Here is a 24218-nt window from a genome sequence, read left to right as displayed (position 1 = left end):
GCGGTACCGTACTGCTCTTTACCAAGGGGGGGCCGAATTAAAAACCCGTCCCCTCAATACCGGAACTGCGGTGAGAATCTGTAGCACCATCAAAGATAAATCTATGGATATTCGAACCATGCCCCGGACCTGCGTTGCTAATCCCCGCAATGATGAAGTAATTTACACTCCTCCCGAGGGAGAAACTTTATTGCGAGATATGTTGTCAAATTGGGAGCAATTCCTCCATACCTCTTTTGATCTGGATACGCTGGTTGTCATGGCTGTTGCCCATTATCAATTTGAGGCTATTCACCCATTCACCGATGGCAATGGCCGTACCGGGCGAATTTTGAACATCCTGTATCTTATGGATCAGGAGTTGCTCACCCTGCCAATTCTCTATTTAAGTCGCTACATTGTACATAACAAATCCGAATATTACCGTCGCTTGTTGTCGGTCACCCGTCATGGGGAATGGGAGGCCTGGATTCTGTTTATGCTCCGTGGCGTTAATCAGGTTTCCCGGTGGACCTGTTCTATGATTTCCCGGATTCGAGAGCTCATGCAGGAGATATCTGCTCTGGTGCAGAAGCAGCTTCCAAAAATCTATAGCTATGAACTCATTCAGCTAATCTTTGAGCAGCCCTACTGCCGAATCAATTCCTTGGTCGATAAAGGTATCGCTCGTCGCCAGACTGCTTCAGTCTACCTGAAACAATTGACAGGAATTGGAGTCCTCAACGAGGAAGAATTTGGCAGGGAAAAGCTCTTTGTAAATAAACGGCTTCTTCAATTATTGACGTACGGGAAAATTCATGAGTAACTTCAGCTTTCTGCTTAATGATTTTTCCGAACTTTTCCAGGCTGCCCAGAAATCCGATTAAAGGAACATTACCAAGAATATGAATTGAAATTAAAATTAAACCAAAATAATAATTTAATAGAACATAATTACCATCTACATTTCTACGACTTTACCGTTCATAAACACTATGAAATCAGTCTGCAAACTCCCAATGTTAACGGTAAAATAACAAGCTAATTCCCGCCTATACTCATCATATTGATGATAGGAAAATTTTCTGAATTTCACTGCTTCGATCCGGGATTGTTGATCTGCCAAGAACTGCTTGAGTGTATACCTTGACCTTATAATCCTTAGTATGAAAATGCTTATAAAAACAAAAACGGCAACTGTAATTGTGATGATATTCTCTCTCATACAAAATCCTTAATATGAAAAATTGTAATTACTACCATTGTGTGATGATTTCGGAAGCTGATGTACGAGTCAAATCTGTTTGCATTGTCCAACCTTCCTTCTTATATAGCGCATTTATTTCTCGACTTCAAGAAAAATTGCTGAGATTAATTAGATTAATACGATCTGGAGCTTTTTGAAAAATTACATTTTGCATGAGCATACGCAAGATTATACGGCGGGAAGTCGCGCTTTCCGTTCTTCGGCTGAGGCATGCGCGCATGTGCGATAGGAGAATCAGCCATGGATTACAAATGACATTATCCGAACAAATGCCGGGAGCAGCCCGAGGTACACATCTATAAATTTAAAATAGCATCAACCAGAGTGTTAATAAAAATATTGTCAAAAAAAACTCAATTATCGGTAGTTTTATTTTTCCATTGTTTCCAATATATAAATATCGATCAACAGTTACATTTTTAAAAATAATTTTTCAAAATAATTCTTAACTCCGGTAGAGTCTAAAACCGCAAGCAATACACCCACAGTAAAAAGTACAATAATAAAAAACTTCCCTTCTTTTAGAAAGAAGAAATTAACGAAAAATAGTTCTTGTAACAAAATAATTATATACATTAATACAGATGCAATTAATGATCTTCTTGCACTGCCAATCAACACTTTAGATGACATTTAATTCTCCACGTTTAATCTTGAAAATCCTATTAATTATGCATTTTTCCTTGAAACATAGCAGAATAGTTATAATCCCCAATTGTATGGCAATAAATGCTATTGCACCTCCAATGATTCCACCTAAAATTACTATAAATACAAACCAGATTATAGTTTTAATGTGTAGCGATTTTTTATTATTCTTTAGAAATTGAAACACAAAATACGAACAAATACATGTACCACTAAGCGCTCCTATAGCAACTGATCCTCCTCTGGAACTTCCAAACATTCAATCCTCCATTTATATCATATTGAGTAAGGCACCTCTGATGACATCCCCAGCTGTAGTTTTAAGCCAATTTGTGTAATTGTCCCACCCTTCGGACATTTAAACTCACATTAAAACAAGGGTCTCTAGACCAGTTAAGGCTACTATTATGATCAGCCAATTCGAGTACACCGGTTGAACAGATAAACGTGCATAGTCAGCCAAACGTTTTCTTCCAAGCAGCAGCCGGATCCTGGCATATAAAAACAAGCAAAAAGCAAATAGCATGAGGGAAACAGTAAAAAGAAAAAAAGATGATTGGAGTAATCCTCCCACAAAGGATATATGTGACCAGAAATTATTCCATTCAGGAAAAGAAAGAGCGAACGAAATATCCCACAACACAACCAAACTATTATAAAACATATGTAAAACACATATCAATAGAAGGCTTCCCGTTTGCAAATATATAAAAGATAGAGAAATCGCAAGTAAAAAAATGGGAATGATCCTGATAAACATAAAAGGGACACCATATGATGGAGTTATGTGTAAAAAAGTGAAGATGATCACAATAATGAATATCTTTAAGTATATCCGTTTTTTCATGATATTAATCGGTGCAAATCTGTAAAGCAATTCCTCGAAAAAAGGACCTATAATAATGACGTATATATTAATTGCTAATTGATTTGGCTGAAATATTCGAGGATTCGTGACAGGAGGAATACTCAAGAACTCTCCAACTACTGCGAAAAGCATATAAAGACTAAACAATAGTAAGGGCAAGTGAAAATATTCACTGTATAAAAAGCACCACTGGCTATAACGGCCAATGGTACGATTAAATTGTGCCACGCTTAGCGTGCTCTACATGAGTAACCGGCATTATAGCCACCTTCGATTGACTCAAGTTCATTTACACTATCTACTAACATAAAATTCGTTTCCATTGAATACTCCTTACACTTTATCTGTTGCATTGTCCAACCTTCCTTTTATTTAGCGCATCTATTTCACGACTTCAAGGAAATTGCACGAAATTTTGCAATTTCCTCTCTGGCTTCTTTCTACGGCGGGAAGTCGCGCTTTCCGTTCTTCGGCTGAGGCATGCGCAGGGCGCCGGAGGCGGTCCAGGGCGGGGGAATCCCCGTTCGGGACGGGAGGCGATAGCCGGACCCCGGAGCTCGCCGACCCCGGCATGTGTGCAATAGGAGAATCAGCCATGGAGTACAAATGACATTATCCGAACAAATGCCGGGGGCAGCCCCAAAGCATCATCTGATTTCCTTAACAGTAGCCAGGTGGTGCCATACAGCTGCTTCGAGTTGTTGATTGCTCCCCGAAAATCATCTGATTTTATACATAATAATACACAATAATAAATCCAGCAATCAGACCGATAATAAACCCTACTTTTAATAAAAAAGGCAAACGATTCTTTAATTCACGAGCTTTTTGCAAAATTACATTTTGCATGAGCATTCGCAAGATTATAAATTCTCAAGTTGTTTACATAAAACAACTTGAGAATTCGCTAATGATGCGAGGAGGAAATTGCAGGTAATTTTACAATTTCCTCCATGTACAAAAATATCGATATCGCATACTACAGTCTTTCCCTGGAAACATCCACATCGAAACAGTTTTGGTCGGGTCGTACCAGCTCTTGCCCCTGAATCGAGCCAAACAATTCCTCGTATTTTATTGGGTTTACGGCTTCTATCCTGGAGCGAATCTGCTCTGCTACCCATTTTAAAATAGATACTTGCTGAACGTCAATCAATTGTGATCCTCGCCTATTCTCTGAATGTATGCATAACAGAGTTGAAGGTCTGACTCGGCTGCATTGCAGCTGCTGTTTTTTCGGTGTCCGGTCGATAATAGCCGCCAATGTCCACCGGCTTGCCCTGAGCCTCTTCCAGTTCCTTCAGGATCTGGTTTTCGTTCTGAGCCAATGCGGCGGCGAGTGCCTGGAATCGCTGTTTGAGCGCGGGATCACTGACCTTTTGCGCTAGTTCCTGGCTCCAGTACAGTGCAAGATAAAAATGACTGCCGCGGTTATCCAGCTGACCGACCTTGCGCAGTGGAGATTTTCCGTTTTTCAGCAGGGTTCCGGTGGCGGCATCCAGGGTTTCTGCCAGCAATGCTGCCCCGGTGTTATCAAAAACCCGGGCCAGGTGTTCAAGGGATACCGAGAGTGCAAGGAACTCGCCGAGTGAGTCCCAGCGCAGGTGTCCTTCCTTCACGAATTGCTGTACGTGTTTCGGTGCGGAGCCGCCTGCTCCGGTTTCAAAAAGGCCACCGCCGTTCATAAGTGGTACAATTGAGAGCATTTTGGCGCTGGTTCCTAGTTCAAGTATTGGAAAAAGGTCGGTGAGATAATCCCGCAGGACATTCCCGGTTACCGAGATGCTGTCCTCACCCTTTCGGGCCCGGTCTACTGAAAACTGTGTTGCTTCAGCAGGCGCGAGTATCCGGATATCAAGGCCTTTTGTGTCGTGGTTTCCGAGGTATGTCTGTACCTTCCGGATCAGCTGCGCATCATGGGCACGATTTTCATCGAGCCAGAATACAGCTGGTGTTCCGGTCAGGCGGGCGCGTTCAACTGCCAGCCGCACCCAGTCCTGGATGGCGGCATCCTTGACCTGGCACATTCTGAATATATCCCCGGATGCTACTTGCTGTGACAGGAGGACAGTCCCTCGGGAATCAACAATTTCCACCAGACCATCAGCCGGGATTTCGAAGGTTTTGTCATGTGATCCATATTCCTCTGCCTTCTGCGCCATGAGACCGACGTTTGCTACACTGCCCATCGTTCGGGGATCAAATGCTCCGTGCTTCTTGCAGTCTTCAATTACGGTCTGGTACACTCCGGCATAGCAGCGGTCGGGAATCAGGAATTTTGTATCGGCGGCAGCGCCATCCGGGCCCCAGCATTGTCCGGAGTTTCTGATTGCGGCAGGCATGGTGGCATCTATAATGAAATCACTGGGCACATGAAAATTGCTGATGCCTTTGTCCGAATCTACCATTGCCACAGCAGAACCTTCCTCAAAGCATTTGGTAATATCTGCTTTGATTGCTGTCTGCTGATCCTCGGGAAGGCTGCTGATTTTTGCATAAAGATCACCCAGTCCGTTATTGGGGCTGATGTGCAGATCGGCAAAAATCCCGGCGTATTTTTTGAATACCTCATCGAAGAAAACCGATACAACATGTCCAAAAATTATGGGATCAGAGACCTTCATCATGGTGGCTTTCAGATGTACCGAGAACAGAATTCCCTGCTCCCTGGAGGCCTGTATTTCACGGGCAATAAAATCCCGAAGATTTTTCCTGCGCAGTACTGCGGCATCAATTACTTCACCAGCCTTGAGTGCAATGCCGCTTTTGAGCAGCTGTGGAGCCCCGGATAAGGGTGAAAAGCGGATTTCCACGGTATCATCAGCAGCAATGGTGCATGAACTTTCACTCTCGTAATAATCACCGGAGTCCATACTTGCGACATGGGATTTTGAATCAGGGCTCCAGGCACCCATGGAATGAGGAAATTCCCTGGCGTATTCCTTGACCGAATGAGCTGAGCGGCGATCGGAGTTTCCTTCCCGAAGAACAGGATTTACCGCACTTCCCTTCACACGGTCGTATCGCTCACGGATATCCCGCTCTGTATCGTCGGCCGGGGCCTCCGGATAATCGGGTACAGCATATCCTAGAGACTGGAGTTCAGAAATGGCTGCCCGAAGCTGCGGTACACTGGCACTGATATTCGGCAGCTTGATTATATTTGCATCCGGTCGATGAACGAGTTCGCCCAGCTCTGCAAGATCATCCGGAACCCTCTGATCCTCACGAAGATAATCGGGGAAGAGTGCCAGTACCCGTCCGGCAAGAGAGATATCGCGGGTTTCGACCTTTACTCCCACCGCATCGGTGAAGGTTCGTATGACAGGCAGCAGAGAATAGGTTGCCAGTGCCGGCGCTTCGTCTACCTGGGTGTACACAATAACTTGTTTCATATCTGATTTTGATTCCATGGTTTGATTGTAGCCGAAAGCAGGACTTTTGCGAAGTATTCTTGAGTAGTTAGAAAACATCACAACAGGAATTCAGCAAATGTTTTTCCTGCTGAGACTTAAGGCAGAAAAGCATAGCTAATTCTTTTATTCTCGTGGCATTGGTTTAATTATCAGCAGGAAAAGAGCTTAACTGCGAGCTTTGTGATGTTTTCTAACTACTCAGGAAGTATTCCAATCCGTGTATACAGACTGGTGTTTTTTGTCTGCATTTTTAGTAGTATTTAAATAGAAGGAGTACAGTATGGGAGAATTTCTACTGCATAATATGAATAATCTCTTCGAGCGAACTCCCCCGGAGCCATTCCCGGGCAAGACTCCAATCGTTATCTTCAGTGATTTTCATGCCGGAAACGGCGGCCGGAAGGATGATTTCAGATTCAATGCCGAACTGACCCTGGCTGTACTGCAGGAATATTACAGACGCGGGTACCTCTTGATTCTGAATGGAGATGTTGAGGAACTGCAGAAATTTCCACTATATTCAATAAGCAGTCATTGGGCAAAGATGTATGAAATCTTCAACAATTTCCATGAAGACGGCAGACTGATCCGGATTGTCGGAAACCATGACATGCAGCTGCTGGGAGAAAACCCCCTCCCCACCCCTGTCAGGGAGGCAGTCCGGTATAAAATCGGAGAAGATGAGATCTTTATTTTCCACGGTCACCAGGCTTCCCGCCGCTATGTCGTCTACAACGATTATGTGGGCTTTGCCCTGAAGCACCTTGTAAGAAAACTGCCCTTTCATTTCACCTCTGTCAGCCACGACAACCGGAAGCGCAAGCGCATGGAATCACGTATCTACGAGTTCACCATCCAGAAGCGTATTGTATCGATTATCGGTCATACCCACCGGCCCCTGTTCGAGTCACTATCGAAATCAGATTTTGTGAAATACAATATCGAGCGCCTCTGCCGCTTGTACAGTTCTGCAGGGCCGGAAGAGAAGACAGGAATCAAGGCAGAAATACAGGATCTCAAAAATCATCTCGAACAGTTGGCAGCTGACAGCACCTCAGATCTCGGCAATATCTATCATGATTCCTTTGTTGTGCCCTGCATGTTCAACTCCGGGTGTGTACTGGGAAAACGGGGAATCACCTGTATCGAGCTGGATGCAGAAAAAATCAGTCTGAAATACTGGTTTGACAAGACCCGATCACGAAAGTATCTGCTCTACAAGGAATATCAGACAGAGAACCTGCCCGGTACCAGCTATTATGAAACCGAAATCAAGACAGAGAACCTTGAGTATATCTTCTCGAGGATTCACCTGCTGACCTGATTCATGTTATACACAGTTTTATGATTAAAACCGCCAGGCTGGCAGATACACTTCTCACACTGGAGCGATACCCGGAAACGGATAATGCGAGTCTGCAGGCCTGGGATGCAGCGGATGAGCTTCTGCTCGGCTGGCTGTCCGAAGCTGATTCCGGGCATGACTCAACAGCCAGGTGCGACGCACCACGGATTCTCGTTATCAATGATCAGTTCGGTGCATTGACCTGCAGTCTGTCAGAATATTCCCCGGTCTACTACAACGATTCAAAACTGGCTGAGATCGCTCTGATGAAAAATCTGGGTCACAACAAAATTGATGCCGCATCGGTTCAGATTCTGGACGGTCTCGAATCACTGGGCTGTCTCGAATCAGACGTGGATCAACAGCACAGATTCGATCTCATACTAATTAAGGTACCGAAGCAGCTGAACTATCTCGATTATCTGCTGCATTCCTGCATTCCTCTCATGAGCGAAGATGCCAGGCTGATTGTCGCCGGCATGACCAGACAGATGCCTCCAGCCCTCTTCGAAATGGTCGGCAGACTCTTCAGCAGGACAGAAAGCAGCAGGGCTGTCAAGAAAGCACGGCTCTTGTTCCTGGATAAACAGAATGCACAGGCGTCAACGGATGCCGCTCCAACCGATACCTCATATTCACCGATAGAAACAGAGGAATGGGAGGGCTTGCTGCTTCTGAAACACCCCAATACCTTTGCCAGGAAAAAAATCGATTCCGGATCAGCCTTGCTGGCCAGCTTCATCAAGTCAGGTAAGTTGCCCGGCACGGAAGGCGCATGTCGCATACTTGACATAGGCTGCGGAAATGGATTGCTGGCTCTGAGCGCGGCCAGCCGTTACCCTGATGCCCACATTACCGCGATTGATGAATCCCGTATGGCTGTACGCTCGGCAAAGGACAGCTTTAATGCAAATGCCGCGATGCTGCAGCCAGGTGTCGAGGCGCGTTTCCTGGTAATGGATGCTGGTCAGCTGGACACAGAATTACCGCGCGGCGAGAGCTTCGATGTGATCCTCTGCAACCCGCCTTTTCACCAGCACGGAACGGTAAACAGAAAGCTTGCCCTCCGGCTGCTGCTTGAGGCCGGGAAGCGATTGACAGCGGAGGGGAGTATCTACGTGGTGTCCAATACTTCGCTTGGCTATCATGGTGTGCTTACTGATCACTTCAGGGTCTGCAGGATTGTCATGCAGAAAGCTGGCTATACAATCTGCAGGCTTCAATCCTGAGATTCAGCCACAGCCCCGGACTGCAGGTGTCTGCCCAGATAATCGCGGATTCGGGCAGTAGATTCAGACAGGAATTTTTTGCGGGATTCCAGGAGTTTTCTGTAACTGAAACGAGCCAGGAAAATGCTGGAAACAATCATAGAACCTGAAAAGAGAATGGCAAAGAGCGGTGAGTTCAGTACGCCCATGCCAACCCCGAAACCGACTCCAAAGCCGACACCACAGCCCGTACCGCCAATCAGGCCACCGAAAAGCCCGGCGGCTGTTTGTCCGTGTTTCTCCTTGCAGATAATCTCGATATTCCGGGAACTCACCTTGACATCACAGCTCAGAACCCCGGAATTCTTCATCTGATTACTGAATGAATTATCGGCGGTCCAGTGCAGATATCCCTCCTGTACATAGCCGTCCCCGGCATGTGAAAGAATCCCAGGTAAAGTGGGCAGCAGTTCCTTCAGCTGTGAGTCTGAACAGGATCCTTCCAGAACATCCAGAGAAAACGCACTAAGCGGAGCGCCTATAAAGCGAAGACTCCTACCTTCTGTTTCTACCAGATTTCTTTCTGCCGCGGCCTTAAGCACTGCCCATTCCGAAACACCAATTTCTGCAGCAATGGAAATAGCTTCATCCAGTTTATAGCTGGATACAGCGTCCTTGCCGTTCGCATCCGGAAGCTGCTCCTGCTTGTCAATCTCGGCAGCCCTGTGAATCAGACTCTTCAGCTCATCTCCGCTCAGTTCTCGATCGCTCATTCTGAAAGTATCACAGTGAATATATAAAGCTGTCAAGGACAGCGATGCTGCTGCAGTGAATCATAATCCATACTCCTGAATTTTACTGATCAAGGTCTTCCTTGTTATTCCAAGTGCCTCTGCAGTATGAGTCCTGTTATTCCCATGGGCGGCCAGAGCTGCTCCAATGAGTTTCTGCTCGTGTGCCTTCAGATTATAGTCCTGATGCTTGTCCGCTGGAATTCCAGTCTCCCCGCGTATAACATTATCAGGGGATAATATTGCCCACCGCTCCAGCAGATTCTCGAGCTCGCGGATATTACCGGGAAAATCATACTGCATGAGAAAATCCATTGTCTGTGAATCCACTCCAAGATTCTTCTTGCCGATTCGGCTGGAAATCCGTTCCAGAAGTATTTCAATGAGCCCGGGAATATCCTGTCTCCGCTGCCGTAAAGGAGACAGGGTAAAGGGAATAATGTTGAGCCGGAAAAACAGATCCTGCCTGAAACTGCCTTCCTTGACCATGAGTTCAAGCTCACGGTTTGTTGCGGCGATAACCCGCACATTCACCGGGAACTCCCGTGGATTCCCCATGCGTTTAACCATTCCCTCCTGAAGTACACGCAGCAGTTTCGGCTGGACCTCAAGCGGGAGTTCACCTATTTCATCCAGAAAAACGGTTCCACCCTGTGCGGATTCAAAAATACCGGGGTGCCGTTTGTCAGCACCAGTAAAGGCACCTTTTTCGTATCCGAAGAGTTCGCTCTCAACCAGGCTCAGACTGCCAAGATTCACGGGAATAAATGGCTGATCAGCCCGGTTGCTGTGTTCATGAATCCAGCGAGCAGCGACTTCCTTACCTGTCCCGCTCTCTCCCAGAAGCAGAATGCTGGCATCAGTAGCTGCGGCTCGTTCCATCTCTGACTGAAGCCTGATCATGGCCGGGCTGTCACCCCAAAAGCATACCGAGGGCTGGTATCCATGGTTACGCTGATTCACTGCTTCCTGGCTTTTGACCTGCTTCGACAGCATTATCTCATCATTGAGTCGCTGTACCCGCAGCAGCAGTTCTTCGGAATCAAATGGCTTGGCAAGGTAGTCCCGGGCTCCAAGTTTCATGGCCTGCACCGCATCGCCCAGCTCGCCATGGGCACTAATCATAATCACCGGAACAAGAAACCCTTCGCTGTTCAGCCAGGCGAGAAACTCAAGTCCATCCATGTCAGGCATGCGCAGATCAAGCAGCAGTGCATCGTAGGATTTATTGTTCAACATGGCCTGAGCCTTCAGGGGATGATCAGCGCCCTCAGCAATATAACCATAGAGACCGAGATACTTGATCAGGCTGCTGCGAACATTGTCATCGTCATCAATTACGAGGAGGTTCATATATGCTCCGGCAGTGACACAATCATAATTGCACCACCTTCTGGATTCGATTTCCATTCAAGACTGCCGCCCGCAGCCTCCGCAAAACGCTGGGCTATGGCCAGTCCGATTCCGCTGCCGCGCGCCTTGGTCGTAACGAAGGGACTGAATATTCTGTCTCCCAATTCTTCGACAATTCCAGGCCCCGAATCTATGACATACAGCCTGACCCAGTGCTTTTTCCTCTGCAGTTCGATCCGCACCGTGCCGGATGGATCGGCTTCCAGTGCATTAACCAGGATATTTTCCACGATGGAGCGAAGATGATCGGGATCAATGAATACCAGCGTTTCATCACCCTCTGTTTCAATCCCCGGTGCAGAAAAATGCACCCGCTCCGGATACCGTTTTGCCAGATTCTGAATAAAATCCTTGAGGTTCACCGGTTCCGGAACCCCTCCGGGATTATTGAGAAACTGACCGATTTTGGAGGATAGACGTTCCAGGCGCTGGACCTCCTGCTGTATAATGCCCAGATCTTCCTGAGCTTCGGCATTGCTCTGTGATTTCAGAATACTCAGGCGCAGACCAATGGCACTCAGGGGATTCTTGATCTCATGGCTGATTGTGCGGGCCGCTTCGCCGAGGGTGACCAGGCTTTCCTGTTCCAGCAGCACCTGCCGATACTGCTGATTCCTGAAATAGACATGGGCAAAAAAGACAAAGCCGATACCGAGCAATGAAATAATAACTGCGTATGCCGGCCAGGAATATGACCAGGCACTTGACTGCTCGAGAGGAATAGCCTCTATGTACATCGCCATCGGACGGCGCGTCAGACGCCAGTCAGACAGACCATTCACCGGAACCGGCGATCGGGATACGGATCTCTCGGCATCCCGGATTACAGGGGACTGATCAGGGCCCGTTTCAGCGATTCTACCCGGCAAGCCGACCGGAAAACGTCGGATATACACTATGCGATCGGAATCATCCATGTTCATGAGATCTTCTCTCGCTTCACCCCGGCTCATACTGATTACAGCTGGTGCCTGACCCCTCACGAAAATGCTGTTTCCTTCCTGATCATATATACCGATACCTGTTATCTGAAACGGCAGGTCGCCCCTGCCCTGTGCTATTTCCATATCAGGGTTGAACTGCAGCATGGTCAGCATCTGCGCCAGTCCCTGCTCCAGCTGATACTGCTGCAGCAGTATATTCCGGGTCTGTGAACCAGAGAAAAATCCGAATAACAGAATCGCTATCAGAATATAAAGACCAGCCAATAATGCAATAACCGGAAAACCCTGTTTTCTCATACTACTACTCGTAACTCAAAGCCCTGATCGGGTCAAGTTTGCTCGCACGAAATGCCGGATAGAGGCCGAAAAAGATTCCGATGCCCATACTGACACCGACAGCAATATTCACGGCGTTCATATCGAGCACGAACTGATAATCAATATATTGAACTACTATGGAGGTCAGTCCTATTCCGATAGCCATACCGAGCAGACCGCCGATTGTGGTCAGAACGGCTGCTTCAATCAGAAACTGCCCCAGAATTGTTACAGGTCTGGCGCCGAGGGCCTTGCGGATGCCGATTTCCCGGGTTCGCTCGACTACGGCTACCAGCATAATATTCATAATTCCGATTCCTCCGACCAGCAGAGAGATTGCAGCAATGGCAGTAAGGAAGATACTCAATGTTCCGGTGACCTGGCTTGCGGTCTCGGCTATCGTGGCAGGGCTTAGAATACGATAGTTCCGGGTACCAAGAATTACATCCAGATAAGCCCCTAGATCGGATGAGACCTTCATTGGATCATAGCCTGGAATAACACGGACAATATAGGTACCGACTACAGCGGTTCTGGTAAAGCGCTGGGTGTAGGTTGTGTACGGTACATAAATTGTGGTGTCATAGTTCAATCCGAATCCGCTGGTTTTTTCAGCCATTACACCGACAATCTCGAAGCTTCGTACCTGGTTTCCGGATACCAGACGAATCCGCTGATTTACGGCACTACCCTCCGGAAAGAGTTCCTCAGCAACCGATGCTCCCAGAACCAGAACAGAGCGGCGATTCTCGATATCATCCTCTGAAATAAACCTGCCATCCTGCAGCTGATAATCAAGCACGCTGGAATGCTGCGGCATTACCGCTGATGCAGAACCGCCCCAGGCATTGCCATCAGCCCTCAGCTGAACCGAAAAGTTGTGAGCCGGAAGCACAGCCGCGATTCCCGGGACAAAACGCTGCATGGCCTCGGCGAGTTCCTCAGTAAACTGATTGCGGATTTCCCGACTCTGACCCTGCGGGGAAACGGTCATGGTTTCAAGTCCCGCAGCCGCAATCGCACTGGTTATGCTCTGGCCCGCGCTGGCGCCGAGGCTGGTTATAGCAATAACCGAGGCTACCCCGATCACAATTCCCAGAAGGGACAGCAGGGTTCGCAGCTTGTTACTGCCAAGACTGCGGAAAGCCAGTCGAAAATTCTCGAATATCATTCTACTATCCCCTGAGCAATATGCATGCCCGCTGTTGTCCCCGGTCTTTCACCGAAGAATTCCTCGCTGATCAATCCATCGCGGATTGTCAGCACGCGACGGCAGGAATCCCCGACTGCCGGATCGTGGGTTACGATCAGGACCGTTAATCCCTGCTGATTCAGATTCGAGAAGAGTTCAAGGATCTGATGCCCGGTTCTGGTATCCAGAGCGCCAGTCGGCTCATCTGCGATCAACAAGGACGGCTTGTTAACTATAGCACGGGCGATTGCAGCTCGCTGCTTCTGTCCACCCGAAAGCTCGGTCGGCCGATGCTTGACCCGATCCGACAGACCAACCATATCCAGTGCTTCCAGCGCCAGTTTCCGGCGCTTCATGAGGGGGATACCTGCATAGAGCAGCGGTGTTTCAACATTCTCGAGTATGCTTGACTGATTGAGCAGATTGAACTGCTGGAACACGAATCCGATTTTCCGGTTTCTAAGCTGGGCGAGTCGGGCTTCTTTCAGCCTGGACGTCAGGACTCCATCTATGAGAAGTTCACCCTTTGTCGGCGTATCCAGACAGCCCATTAGATGCATCAACGTGGACTTTCCCGATCCTGAGGGTCCCATAATGGCCGTCATCTCACCGGTAGCAATACTGATTGATACTCCCCGTAGGGCCTGTACTACTACAGTCCCCATGGTGTAGTAACGCTGAATGTTGCGGGTTTCAATTACAGGAACGGGAAATGTAGATCCTTGGGGGGTCTCCAGGCGTACACTCATTAGAATCTCCCTGTTCCTGTCCGGAAATTCCCCGCAGGCTGTGCTCCGGATCCCGGGAGGCCTCCTGTGTTGGGAACCCCGGGAATGCGGATAGTCGGCAGGCCGCTCCCGCCGGCGGTTCCTGCAGCCGGTATCCCCATCAGTCTGCTGCCTGCTTCGATTCCGGCAGTAATCCGGTAATTCAGCTGTCCGAAGGCTTCATACTGAACAGTGACCGGAACGGCTTCCCTGCCGCTCTCATCTACCAAGTATACAATCCCCATTGGTTCCCGGATTGTCTGTACTGCTCTCCGGTCGACTATTACAGCCTCTTCTTCTCCGGCAACATAAATTGAACCGCTGAAACTGAAACCTGGAATAATCCTGCTGTCCGCCTCGGGAAAGCTGATCCGTACCGGAACAACTGCGTAGCCCTGCCCGGTGGCTGTTCCTTCAAGACCGACTGATTCAACCGATCCATAGAGATTCACATCCGGCAGGGCATCCAGAAATACTTCGACTTCCTGGCCCGGTGAAACACGAATAATATCCAGCTCATCGATCTGAACCTGTGCTTTATAGGAGTTCGTATCGATAATGCGCAGGGCTGTTTGTCCTCTCGTTACACTGCTGCCCTGCTCTACATGAACTGCAGAAACACGGCCGCTTATAGCGGCAGTCAGAACGTAGTCATTCAGCTGACGCCGCAGCTGTTCATACTGCATTTCCAGAAGCTGCAGGCGCCGAGGGCTGCCTGACAGACGTTCCTGTTCAAGATCGTATTCCCTGGACGCCAGCTGATACTGAACATCGGTGGTATCCAGCCTGGCGAGAACCTGTCCCTGCCTGACAGCCTGCCCCTCACTCACACGCAGCTCGGTTATAATTCCAGCAGTCATAAAGACAGCATCTGAAGAATTTCCCGGCTGGAGATTGCCGGATATCTCAACCCCCTGCCTGCTTGGCACAAGGCTGGCTGTATAAATTTCACCCTGCACCGGCACAGGGTCGCCAACGGACATCTCCTGGCTGAAGCCCGCTGTGCTTCCGCGGGCCGCAGTTCTAGCAGCACCCGTGTTATCGAGCGCGCTTGTCTGTTCGTTCTGCAGCGAATCCGTACGCAAGCGTGGCTGAATCAAAAATAACCAGACAGGTACAGATACCGCTGCAATCAATATAAGGGCGATAATTATGTATTTGATTTTGCTGGATTTCTTTAAAAGATCTGAACTCATATTGTATTCCTCTTTATGTTCTCTATAAGTGAAAGCATGGACAAGCTCTGTGTTCTTCCCTGAAGAAGCAGTGAGTCCAGATTCAGCTGCGCCTGAACCACTGCGGTCTGTGTCGTCAAACCGGCTTCAAATGATCTGATGGCTTCAGCCAGGGTGGCCTTACTGATAGCCAGGCGCCTGTTCCAGCTTTCAGCAGACAACTGCTGCTGACGTATCTGGGTATCGTAATCCCGAATTGTGTTCTGTATATCCTCACGGGTGTTCTGATACTGTATCTCTGCCTGCTCGAGGTTGATCCGGGAAATTTCACGCTCGATTCTATTCTGTTCTGATTGCCAGGAGCCTGCATCGGGTGACCATGAGCCATTGAGCCCGAGAACCGGGCCGCTGAGGCGCTCATTGCTGCTGTAGGACAGTTCAAGTCCAAGCGACCAGCTAGTACCTTCATTCAAGGTGCCTCTCGCCGCAATCCTGAATGAATCTAGACTGCCCTGATTCGGCAGATAGGTACTGGCTGCAGATGCTGATAGATTCAGATTTCTGACCGGTCCCTGAAATGTGGCTGCGTCCTGAAGTCGTACCAGTTCCAGGCTCAGCATGGATTGATGATACGAGACAAAACTGGTGAGCTCCGGTAGTGCAGGCATGGCTATTTCAGTCGGTAATGGAATTGGAATGTTCTGGAGATCACTGAGAAGAATCTCCGGATTCCGTGTGAGTCTACGTAGACTTTCAAGCTGAATGTTCTGTTGTGAGCGCGCATTCTCTATGTCTATCCGAGCTGCAATAATGCGGTCATCTGCCTGCAGAACCTGCAGACTCTCAGGATCCCTACGCTGCACCGTAACGAGCTGTTCCCTGCTCAGCTGGGCATCGGCCAGGCTTTGTTGTGCATTCAACTCGACTCTTTGCTGGTCAAGAACAGAAGAAAGAATGCTGAATATCTGCGCGGTAATTGATGCCGCCCTATCCTTGAGTTCTTTTTCCTGGCGCAGTTCCTGCTGAAGCTTTCGGATTTCATCCGTCGTAATCCGCTGACCTCCGAGCACATCAGTAATTCTGTGACTCAGCTGCAGCGAAGGGGCAATACTGTTATTATTCGAAAGCTGATCATCCAGATACAGTCTGATATCTGCGGCAGTCTGCAAACTGGTATTTCCCGACTCTCCCCACCTGAACACCAACTCAGGACCACCACTGATTACATTGTAAGCTGAAGCATTCGCCGGCACCTGATGTGCCGCAGACAGACTGCCCTGCACCGCAATGGCTGCATAGGTCGGTAGTTCCGAAGCATCATCTCTGAGTCCCGAAATTCTCTGATCCAGCAGTATTCCCTGAATCACCCTATCCTCCCGTATCGCCATGGATACAAGATCCCCAAGCGACAAAGCAGTGTCGTTGGCAGCAAGACCCGTACTGAAGGACAGCCCGAAGCACAATCCTACCAGAGATATAATTAAATTTTTCCTGTAACGTCTCATGATCTACATGAAGCAATTCACGTGCCAGGCTGGGCACGAAAAAGCAGAAATATGCAAGTTGTTTACCGGAAGCAAGTTATAACGAAGAGCTATACCAGAGCACAAGGACACAAGCAGAAAAAATCATGTAACTGTAACTATTTTACGCATCCCATAGATAAGTGCTGTGTAATAAATACACAGTAGGGAGTTTCCTTGAGTAGTTAGAAAACTCCACAAAAACTATTCGATAAAAGATTATCCTGCCATAACTTACGACAGAAAAACGCATACATTTTCTCAAATCCCTGAATATAGATTTAATTAGTGGCAGGATAATGAAATGATTGAAATCTTTGTGGAGTTTTCTAACTACTCAACAAATCCTGGCTGAGGCATGCGGAGGACGCCGGAGGCGGTCCCGGGCAGGGCTTGCCCGTACCGGGACGGGAGGCGTCAGCCGCACTCCGGAGCTCGCCGACCCCGGCAGACTGGCTGGAGGGCGGGATCTATGACCGAGGGCTCGTGGCTTGGCTGTCGGGTGCCGGGGACAGCCCCTATGCCGTACTTGAATTCGGACTACCAGTCGGCACCCCAGAAGCGCAAGGTGCCTGCGTAATGTGCAGTCAGGAGTATTGCGATCCACAGCAGGGCGGTGAATGCGATTAGGGCTATGTCCCGTCGGCGTACTGGAATGCTGCGGTAATATACGGCTGTGGATGTGCTGCGTTTGCTGTCGAGTGAGAAGCCGCGGACTTCCATGGCTTGAGCTCCCCGTTCGGCGCGTCGTAGGGCTCCCAGGAGTACTCCGCGGGCGGTGGCCAGCCAGCTGTGGAATCGTGAACGGACGATTCTGTGTTCACGGGTGTTCAGGCGGCGTAGTTTGAGTGATCTGCGGATCCACATCATGTCATCGCCGATGAGGGGAAGAAGGCGATGGGCTGTCATGAGGCCGCTGCTGACTGCTGGAGAGATGCCGAGATTCTGCGTCAGGCTTAATGCCAGGTCGCGGGGGTTTGTGGTGAAGCTGAAGACGATTCCCCAGAAAGCAAAGTTGGCGATGCGCAGGCCGAGGATCAGTCCGGGATTCCAACGGGCATCCAGCTGTGCTTCGGCGTTGCCGAATACGTTATTGGCCAGCACGAGGCTCCAGACGGTTATGGCGAACATGCCGAGTACAGGGAGCAGGCGGTATGGCGGGATCCGGGCGCCGATCCAGACCAGGAGAACCGCGGTGAGGGCTCCGGCGGCCAGGCTGAAGGGGTCCCAGAGTATGGTTGCCAGCAGTACGGAAAACAGGGCACAGCCCAGCTTGACGACGGGGTTGCAGGACTGCAGCCAGCCAGGTTTTTCAATGTGATCCATCATTTTCATCCGCATAGCAGTACCTCATCAGCTATTGTCTGTACCAGATCCCAGTCATGGGTAGCTACTATAACGGCTGCTCCCCGACGGGCATGTCCGGTGATATCCTGCAGAATCCGGGTTCTGAAGGCGGGATCCTGACCCTGGGTGGGTTCATCGAGCAGCAGCAGTTCCGGTGTGCTGATATGTGCCAGCCCCAGGTTCAGGCGGCGTTTCTGTCCGTGACTGAGTCGATATGGTGAGTACTGTCTGCTGCGAGCCAGACCGAAGTGCTGCAGGACCGGCATGGCGGATTCCAGATCTGATCCGAGCTCGCGCCATACCCGGTTATAGAGAAAGAGGTGTTCGGGGTTCTGCGGGATCAGCAGCCGACGCCGGGGCAGTGATATGTTTCCCTCACCCGGTTTGAGCAGTCCTGCCAGCACGGCGAGCAGGGTTGATTTCCCGCTGCCGTTCGGCCCGACTATTGCCAGGATTTTCCCGGCGGGCAGCTGGATATTGACTCCTGACCACAGAGGGGCGGCGGCAGATCGATACCTGTAGGAGATATTGCGGGCTGAGACCAGCGGACGGGTGATTTCTTTTCCGGTGTGGGCCGGGAGTTGACTCTGTATTTCCTGCAGGTGCCGCTGAGCTGTGGGTCTTGTTTGCTGTGCCGAGGTTGCAGATGTGGCGTACCCAGGGGCTGTTGGTGCGGCCTGGACAGGGACAGAGGGGATCAGTCCCGCTGTGTCCAATCTGAGGTGCATCAGCTGGTCATTATGGGGGCCGGAATAGGCATGATCGACACATATCATGGCGGTTTCGGGTTGATTTGAGAGCATGGTCTGCAGTCCGTGCCATAGGTACTCGCGCTCCCAGGGGTCCAGCTGACTGGTGATTTCGTCCAGTAGAAGCAGTCTGGGCTGCTGGATCATTATTGCTGCCAGAGCCAGCAGCTGCTTCTGACCTCCGGAGAGTTGATCGATGCGCCTGGATACCAGGTTCTGCAGCCGCCAGCGCTGTACACATTCATTGTACCGGAGTTCCATTTCCGGTCGGGCCATACCCAGTTGTTCGAGACTGAAGTAGAGTTCGTCGTCGGCGTTCAGGGTGCAGAACTGACTGTCAGGATCCTGGAATACCAGGCCTATTTCACTGCGTTCGGCTGCTGTTCTGCTGCCTGTGTCCTGGCCCTTGTAGAGTATGCGCCCTGTCAGATGACAGACTGCTTCATGCGGAGAGTTTTCCTCTGAGCGCAGCAGTCCTTTTATGACTGCCAGCAGTGTGCTTTTTCCACAGCCATTGTCACCGGACAGCAGAATTTGCTGACCGGGATACACCTGCAGATTAATGTTTTCGAACAGGCTTTGACGGTGGCCGGCCCAGCAAAGGCCCAGGCCCTGCAGTTCAAGCAGGGCCTGGGAGACTAATGCACCGTGTGATCTGCCATTTGATGTGCCAGGTGAATTCTGGCAAGCGCTGGTGCTGGCACCGATACCGGGGCTGGTTATAGTGCTGGTGTCGGCACCGATATCGGGGCTGGCGCTGGTATTGATTGACTCAGTCTGCATCCTGCTCACTATCCTCAAGCTCACTGCCTTCTGTTTCACGGCCGCGGGATGCCATTACTGCTCGATACAGCACATAGGCCAGCCCCCCACCGAGTACGACGCCGCTGAGACTGCGGATTGCATACATGCTGATTACGTAGCCGGGTGACAGGGTCCAGTAGCTGAAGCGAAACCAGGTATATACGAAACTGAACTGGGCGGTTACAAACCCGGCGACCAGACTCATGATCAGATTGCGGTGGCGGTATTTCGTGAACAGAAAGGGGACTTCAGAGCCGCTACCCTGCACCAGTCCGGTCAGGAGCATAACCAGCCCGGAGGGATTACCGGCAAATACCTGGGTAATAACACTGACCATTGCGGAATAGAATGCGGACCCCGGATGGGGAAACATGAGCGCACAGAAAATTGCGCCGGAGAACCAGACGCCAAACACTATGTCCATTGCCAACGGGCCGATGATGCCCTGCAGCAGCATCCATACCTGCACCCATCCCAGGTACAACAGTCCGAATACAGCCGATATAACAATAAGACCAAGAATATCCTTCAGATTCCATTTTGCTGATGTGTTCATTATATGTTCTCCTTTTCTTTGCGACGATTATGCGGGGCGGAAGCGCTGGGACTCCCCTTGGATATGGTTGCGGTGAGTACTACGTGAGGAGTTGTCTGTCCAGAGCGGACAAAGGCACTTGCCAGCTGGTGGAAAATCTGACTGAGTTCTCCATCCAGCCGGGTACAGAAATGCTTTGGAGATACCTCAAGGTCGACGGCTGGTTTTTGAGCTGCCTGATTGAACAGTTCGATCTCACGGACTATTTCCTGCATATAATCTGGATTACCCATTGGATACAGGGCGCACTGTGCAGCGCTGATAATACCGTTGCCATGAGAGGATCTCACGGGCAGTGATTCATTCTGAATATCACCACCGTCCGGGGTGCAGATCGGGTCGCCGGGTTCACCCGGGCAACCGCGTGACCAGGTCGCAGACAGGACTACGTGACCTCCGGCGCGGCAGGCAGCGGCATATACCTCATGAACCGCATCGAACACGGTCTGGCTGGGACCTGCCAGATAGGTACTCAGGTCATCGCTTTCCACCCGTAAATCTGTACGATTTTTAAGCGGGGCAATGGCCTCGAGGATTATTGGTACGAAGTCGCTCTCCATGGGATAGAGAGAAAACTGACAGCCTATAAGCATAGAGCCTCCTTGAGCACACAAAAGCCGCCTGTCGAGAGGCGGCTTTGAACAAGAGGAAACGCTCCTGTACGGAGATGATTCACCTGCTGTCTTGCGCTCTCCCTACGCCGGTACTAACCGGATCAGGTTCAACGGGTCAGGGGCTCATTGCTCCCCTATCTCAGTCCTGCATGACAGGACCCCCCGGCGGCTTGTTTTCGTGCTTGCTTACTTGATACGGAGAGTCTAAAAAAGATGAGCAAAACTGTCAACAGTCGATGATGTTTTCCGGCATAGCGGGTGTTAATTTTTAATGAATTAAATATTTACCGTAAGAGAAGGTTGTGGATATTCGATTTAGGGTGTCGGCAGGAACAGTAATATTCTACAGACAGATTACTCACGACCTGAGGTGTACGCTTGTTTCTGTATTATCAACGGTTCATCAAACCATTCGACTGATAGCATTTCAGGTTTTGGGATCTCGGCAATCAACTGCAAAGGTCATGTGAAAACTTGTTCCGATGCCGGGACTGCTCTCACAGCGAATGTTTCCCTTCCATATTCTATGCATAAGATTATACACAATGTACAGGCCAAGTCCGCTTCCCCCCTGTCCCATTCTGGTAGTGAAAAATGGTTCAAATATGTCCTCAACTATTTCCCTGCTCACACCTTTGCCATTATCTGAATAATGAATGAGCACACTATTTTTATCTGCCGAGCAGTTTATCATGATTTCTCCTCCAGGTTTGGAATCGAAACCATGGACTATGGAGTTTGTAACTAAATTGCTGATTATCTGAGCGATAGTTCCCGGTGGTCCAAACATGGCAATTTCATCAGAGCAGGAAATTGTTACTGAATAGCCTTTCTTACCTAATTTAGGCTTAAGGCTGGTCACAATATCCTCAAGATATTGCTTGAGATTAAAGCTCTTGAACTCTTCATTAGACTGATCTACTGCAATTGTCTTAAAACTACGAATCAAATCAGCAGCGCGAACAAGATTACCCTCAATCAGAGATGTTTCTTCATCAAGAATCTGCAGAAAGTCGTAGAACAGTGTCCGAGTGAGGCTCCCCTGACCGTGATGCTCTAAAATCTCTTCTGCCCTCAGTCTCAGATCACTGGCGGTAGTAAGTCCGATTCCGATCGGTGTATTGATTTCATGAGCAATACCAGCAACCAGTTTTCCCAGAGCAGCCATTTTCTCGGACTGAATCATTTGCTCCTCGGACCGAATCCGCTCTTCCCACAAACGAATAGAGCGAATTGTATTACTGATATGAGAACTGAGAGTATCAAGAACATCAAGTGCAATCAAATTAGCATCCACTGACAGGAAGCCATTTAAATCCTGGTAAAAAAACAAAGGCTGCACCACAGTAATCAGATCCGGGTTATCGGTCTGTCTGAACAACTCGGGATGTGGATCATGTAATGAGGAAACTACACCTTCTTCTGGAAGAAATTTGCGTTCAATCTCATTATATACAAGTTTCAGCGAGGCTTTTTTACCAGATGCCGAAATAAGAGCAAGCCGACCTCCACGGAAGCCTAATTCTGGTAAAGAGGAGGCAAGTAGATCAATTAACTCAGGCTGGCTCGATGTCTTGTTCAAGCTTTGATTCAATTTAATCAAGGTGAAATACTCTTCTTCGGAGAAAAACCGCTCTGCAGTATCTGCATTCAGTGGTGCATTCATGACAATCATCAGCGCTTTATCCAGAATAAAATCGACATAGTCGGTATCGAATTTACTATTACTTTTTATCCGAATATTTCTTTCAATCAATCGAAAAACTACACGCCATTCAGCGCCAGTGAATTCTGAACCAGTAAAACCAAAAGCAACATCACTCATGTATTCCAGAAGCTTAGAAAGAAATATGTCAGGGTTCCGCTGTTCCAGTGATTCCAGAAACGAGGTTTCCAGTTTCTGGAAAAAAGCATACATTATTTCATTATTGAGAATAAAATCTGAGAGATGCTCAAGCAGATCCCGGCTGCCGCAGCCGCAACTTGACCGAATCTTGAGCATAGAAGGAATTTCCAGGCAAGCATCTACCTGCTCACCATTGAGTTTTTCATGAATCAGCTCTACGGCTTTTTGCACCTGTAGCTTGAACGGTTGTCGAACGGTGGTCAAGGAACTGGGCAGCATATCATCAAAACCAGTTACAAATATGTCATCTGGAACCTTGTATCCAGCTGATTCCAGATGTTTCTGCGCAGCGACAGCCATTGGATCTGTAACTACAACTACTCCCTCGAATGAAAGGTCATCGGACTTCAGAAGCTCCTTCATGGCAATCGCTCCGGAATTCGTGTGAAAATCTCCATGAACGATCCAGTCCTCGCGCACTTCAAGATTCCGTTTTTCCATCTCCTGAATAAATGCGTTTTTCCTGACCTCTGCTTCGGACTGTCCTTTGGGACCACCAATAAGTGCAAGACGGGTGAATTTATGATGGTCCAGTAAATGGGCCATAAGTTCACGAAAACCTGCACTGTTATCGATAAGAACTGAATGTACTTCATCTGCTTTATTTGTCAGGCAAACAATAGGAACCGGAGTTGTACGCTCGTTGTTTCTTTGAATTATTCTTTTCAAGACCTTATCACTGACCATGCCACCAATAATAAGGGCATCCAGTGAACTGCTTCCTACAAAATCAAGTATAAAGTAATCTTCCGGTATATCGTCTGTGTAATAACGTAAAAAATTACAAAGAAAACAGGTTAATTTAAATCCAAACTTCTGGGTTGCTGCATGTAGATTTTGAGTAATCGTACGGGAATATAGAGCCGTACTCGACCCGATCAGTAGACCAATCATTGGTGATTCAACAGTACCCATCCAAAGACTCCTTGACCATTGTGCATACTGAACATTTTCAGCAAAACCAGTATTACATATGTATTCCATATACTCAGAAGAAATTACAAAACTGCGTGTAATTTCCTCCTGGCATTAGTGTGACATACGGTATAGAGTACATCTATTATAGATTGTTCCATAGTTATGTATTCACGTCAAGAAAACTAAAATTCGGACAGTACTTCAAGAAATCGAATAATAAGGTAGAGTTATACGTAAATAACTTTGTCGGAGTGTACTACGTCGTTGCCAGGGACCCCTTTTTTTTGTCCTTTGGACAAAAAAAAGCCTGGCTGCTCAGCCAGACTTCGTCTGTCTTCGTTTCGCGTGTTCCTCGTGCTGCGCACTGCGGTACGTGGAACCACGCGTTTGCTGCGCAAGCCGCGTTCGTTCCCCTCACGTTCCTCGTGCCC

General features: G+C 48.8%; 20 protein-coding genes and 1 riboswitch. Of the genes, 3 read left to right on the top strand and 17 right to left on the bottom strand.

The annotated features are described in order from the left end of the window. Positions 1-805 (top strand): Fic family protein (locus tag ACYQ2L_RS16385; RefSeq protein WP_460058011.1); only part of this gene is annotated, 805 nt, incomplete at its 5' end. Positions 806-1657: 852 nt separating this feature from the next. Here the strand turns inward: ACYQ2L_RS16385 and ACYQ2L_RS16380 are convergent. From ACYQ2L_RS16380 to ACYQ2L_RS16365, 4 genes are all read right to left on the bottom strand, one after another. Further along, positions 1658-1879, bottom strand: a complete 222-nt coding sequence (locus ACYQ2L_RS16380; protein ID WP_460058009.1) for a hypothetical protein — start codon at positions 1877-1879, stop codon at positions 1658-1660. Between the two features lie 379 nt (positions 1880-2258). Beyond that, complete coding sequence (locus ACYQ2L_RS16375) at positions 2259-2894, bottom strand: CPBP family glutamic-type intramembrane protease (RefSeq protein ID WP_460058013.1); 636 nt, start codon at positions 2892-2894, stop codon at positions 2259-2261. 597 nt (positions 2895-3491) lie between these two features. Further along, positions 3492-3617, bottom strand: coding sequence for a hypothetical protein (locus ACYQ2L_RS16370; protein ID WP_460058007.1), 126 nt, complete (start codon positions 3615-3617; stop codon positions 3492-3494). A gap of 314 nt (positions 3618-3931) precedes the next feature. Then, positions 3932-6175 carry an NADP-dependent isocitrate dehydrogenase gene (locus ACYQ2L_RS16365; protein ID WP_460058004.1) on the bottom strand — a complete coding sequence of 748 codons (2244 nt, stop codon included), beginning with the start codon at positions 6173-6175 and terminating at the stop codon, positions 3932-3934. Between the two features lie 283 nt (positions 6176-6458). On the opposite strand from ACYQ2L_RS16365, the gene ACYQ2L_RS16360 reads away from it, so the two are divergent. Both ACYQ2L_RS16360 and ACYQ2L_RS16355 read left to right on the top strand, forming a co-directional pair. Continuing rightward, the gene (locus tag ACYQ2L_RS16360; protein ID WP_460058001.1) at positions 6459-7502 is read left to right on the top strand and encodes a metallophosphoesterase; all 1044 of its coding nucleotides are present in this window, start codon (positions 6459-6461) and stop codon (positions 7500-7502) included. Between the two features lie 20 nt (positions 7503-7522). Beyond that, positions 7523-8752, top strand: coding sequence for a methyltransferase (locus tag ACYQ2L_RS16355; protein ID WP_460057998.1), 1230 nt, complete (start codon positions 7523-7525; stop codon positions 8750-8752). On the opposite strand, the gene ACYQ2L_RS16350 is transcribed toward ACYQ2L_RS16355, so the two are convergent. The 13 genes from ACYQ2L_RS16350 to ACYQ2L_RS16290 form a co-directional block, all read right to left on the bottom strand. Then, positions 8743-9504, bottom strand: a complete 762-nt coding sequence (locus tag ACYQ2L_RS16350) for a hypothetical protein (protein WP_460057996.1) — start codon at positions 9502-9504, stop codon at positions 8743-8745. The two genes, ACYQ2L_RS16355 and ACYQ2L_RS16350, sit on opposite strands and share 10 nt — an antisense overlap. 60 nt (positions 9505-9564) lie before the next feature. Further along, positions 9565-10875 (bottom strand): sigma-54-dependent transcriptional regulator, encoded by a 1311-nt coding sequence (locus ACYQ2L_RS16345; protein WP_460057994.1) that lies wholly within the window; start codon positions 10873-10875, stop codon positions 9565-9567. Beyond that, entirely contained in the window at positions 10872-12176 is a 1305-nt protein-coding gene (locus ACYQ2L_RS16340) for a sensor histidine kinase (protein ID WP_460057992.1), read from the bottom strand. Before ACYQ2L_RS16340 ends, ACYQ2L_RS16345 begins: the two co-directional genes overlap by 4 nt. Positions 12177-12180: 4 nt before the next feature. Continuing rightward, positions 12181-13368, bottom strand: coding sequence for an ABC transporter permease (locus ACYQ2L_RS16335; RefSeq protein WP_460057990.1), 1188 nt, complete (start codon positions 13366-13368; stop codon positions 12181-12183). After that, entirely contained in the window at positions 13365-14138 is a 774-nt protein-coding gene (locus tag ACYQ2L_RS16330) for an ABC transporter ATP-binding protein (protein ID WP_460057988.1), read from the bottom strand. The genes ACYQ2L_RS16335 and ACYQ2L_RS16330 overlap by 4 nt, the downstream gene beginning before the upstream one ends. Then, on the bottom strand, positions 14138-15352 hold the full coding sequence (locus ACYQ2L_RS16325) for an efflux RND transporter periplasmic adaptor subunit (RefSeq protein ID WP_460057986.1): 1215 nt from the start codon (positions 15350-15352) through the stop codon (positions 14138-14140). The genes ACYQ2L_RS16330 and ACYQ2L_RS16325 overlap by 1 nt, the downstream gene beginning before the upstream one ends. Continuing rightward, on the bottom strand, positions 15349-16836 hold the full coding sequence (locus ACYQ2L_RS16320; RefSeq protein WP_460057984.1) for a TolC family protein: 1488 nt from the start codon (positions 16834-16836) through the stop codon (positions 15349-15351). The genes ACYQ2L_RS16325 and ACYQ2L_RS16320 overlap by 4 nt, the downstream gene beginning before the upstream one ends. Before the next feature lie 558 nt (positions 16837-17394). Further along, positions 17395-18195, bottom strand: a complete 801-nt coding sequence (locus ACYQ2L_RS16315) for an energy-coupling factor transporter transmembrane component T family protein (RefSeq protein ID WP_460057982.1) — start codon at positions 18193-18195, stop codon at positions 17395-17397. Beyond that, on the bottom strand, positions 18186-19733 hold the full coding sequence (locus ACYQ2L_RS16310) for an ABC transporter ATP-binding protein (RefSeq protein ID WP_460057980.1): 1548 nt from the start codon (positions 19731-19733) through the stop codon (positions 18186-18188). Before ACYQ2L_RS16310 ends, ACYQ2L_RS16315 begins: the two co-directional genes overlap by 10 nt. After that, positions 19723-20310, bottom strand: a complete 588-nt coding sequence (locus ACYQ2L_RS16305) for an ECF transporter S component (protein WP_460057978.1) — start codon at positions 20308-20310, stop codon at positions 19723-19725. The genes ACYQ2L_RS16310 and ACYQ2L_RS16305 overlap by 11 nt, the downstream gene beginning before the upstream one ends. Further along, a complete protein-coding gene (locus ACYQ2L_RS16300) occupies positions 20310-20942 on the bottom strand; it encodes a YkoF family thiamine/hydroxymethylpyrimidine-binding protein (protein WP_460057976.1) in 633 nt (210 codons plus the stop codon). The genes ACYQ2L_RS16305 and ACYQ2L_RS16300 overlap by 1 nt, the downstream gene beginning before the upstream one ends. A gap of 81 nt (positions 20943-21023) precedes the next feature. Next, a riboswitch (TPP riboswitch) is annotated at positions 21024-21138 on the bottom strand. A 252-nt stretch (positions 21139-21390) separates the two neighbouring features. Further along, positions 21391-23784: an ATP-binding protein gene (locus ACYQ2L_RS16295; RefSeq protein WP_460057974.1), complete on the bottom strand. Its 2394-nt coding sequence runs from the start codon at positions 23782-23784 to the stop codon at positions 21391-21393. 230 nt (positions 23785-24014) lie between these two features. Next, positions 24015-24218 (bottom strand): hypothetical protein (locus ACYQ2L_RS16290; RefSeq protein WP_460057972.1); only part of this gene is annotated, 204 nt, incomplete at its 5' end.

The sequence above is a fragment of the Spirochaeta dissipatitropha genome (assembly GCF_054657935.1).
Note: the sequence above shows the minus strand (reverse complement) of the source record. Positions and strands in the feature narration are given on the sequence as shown.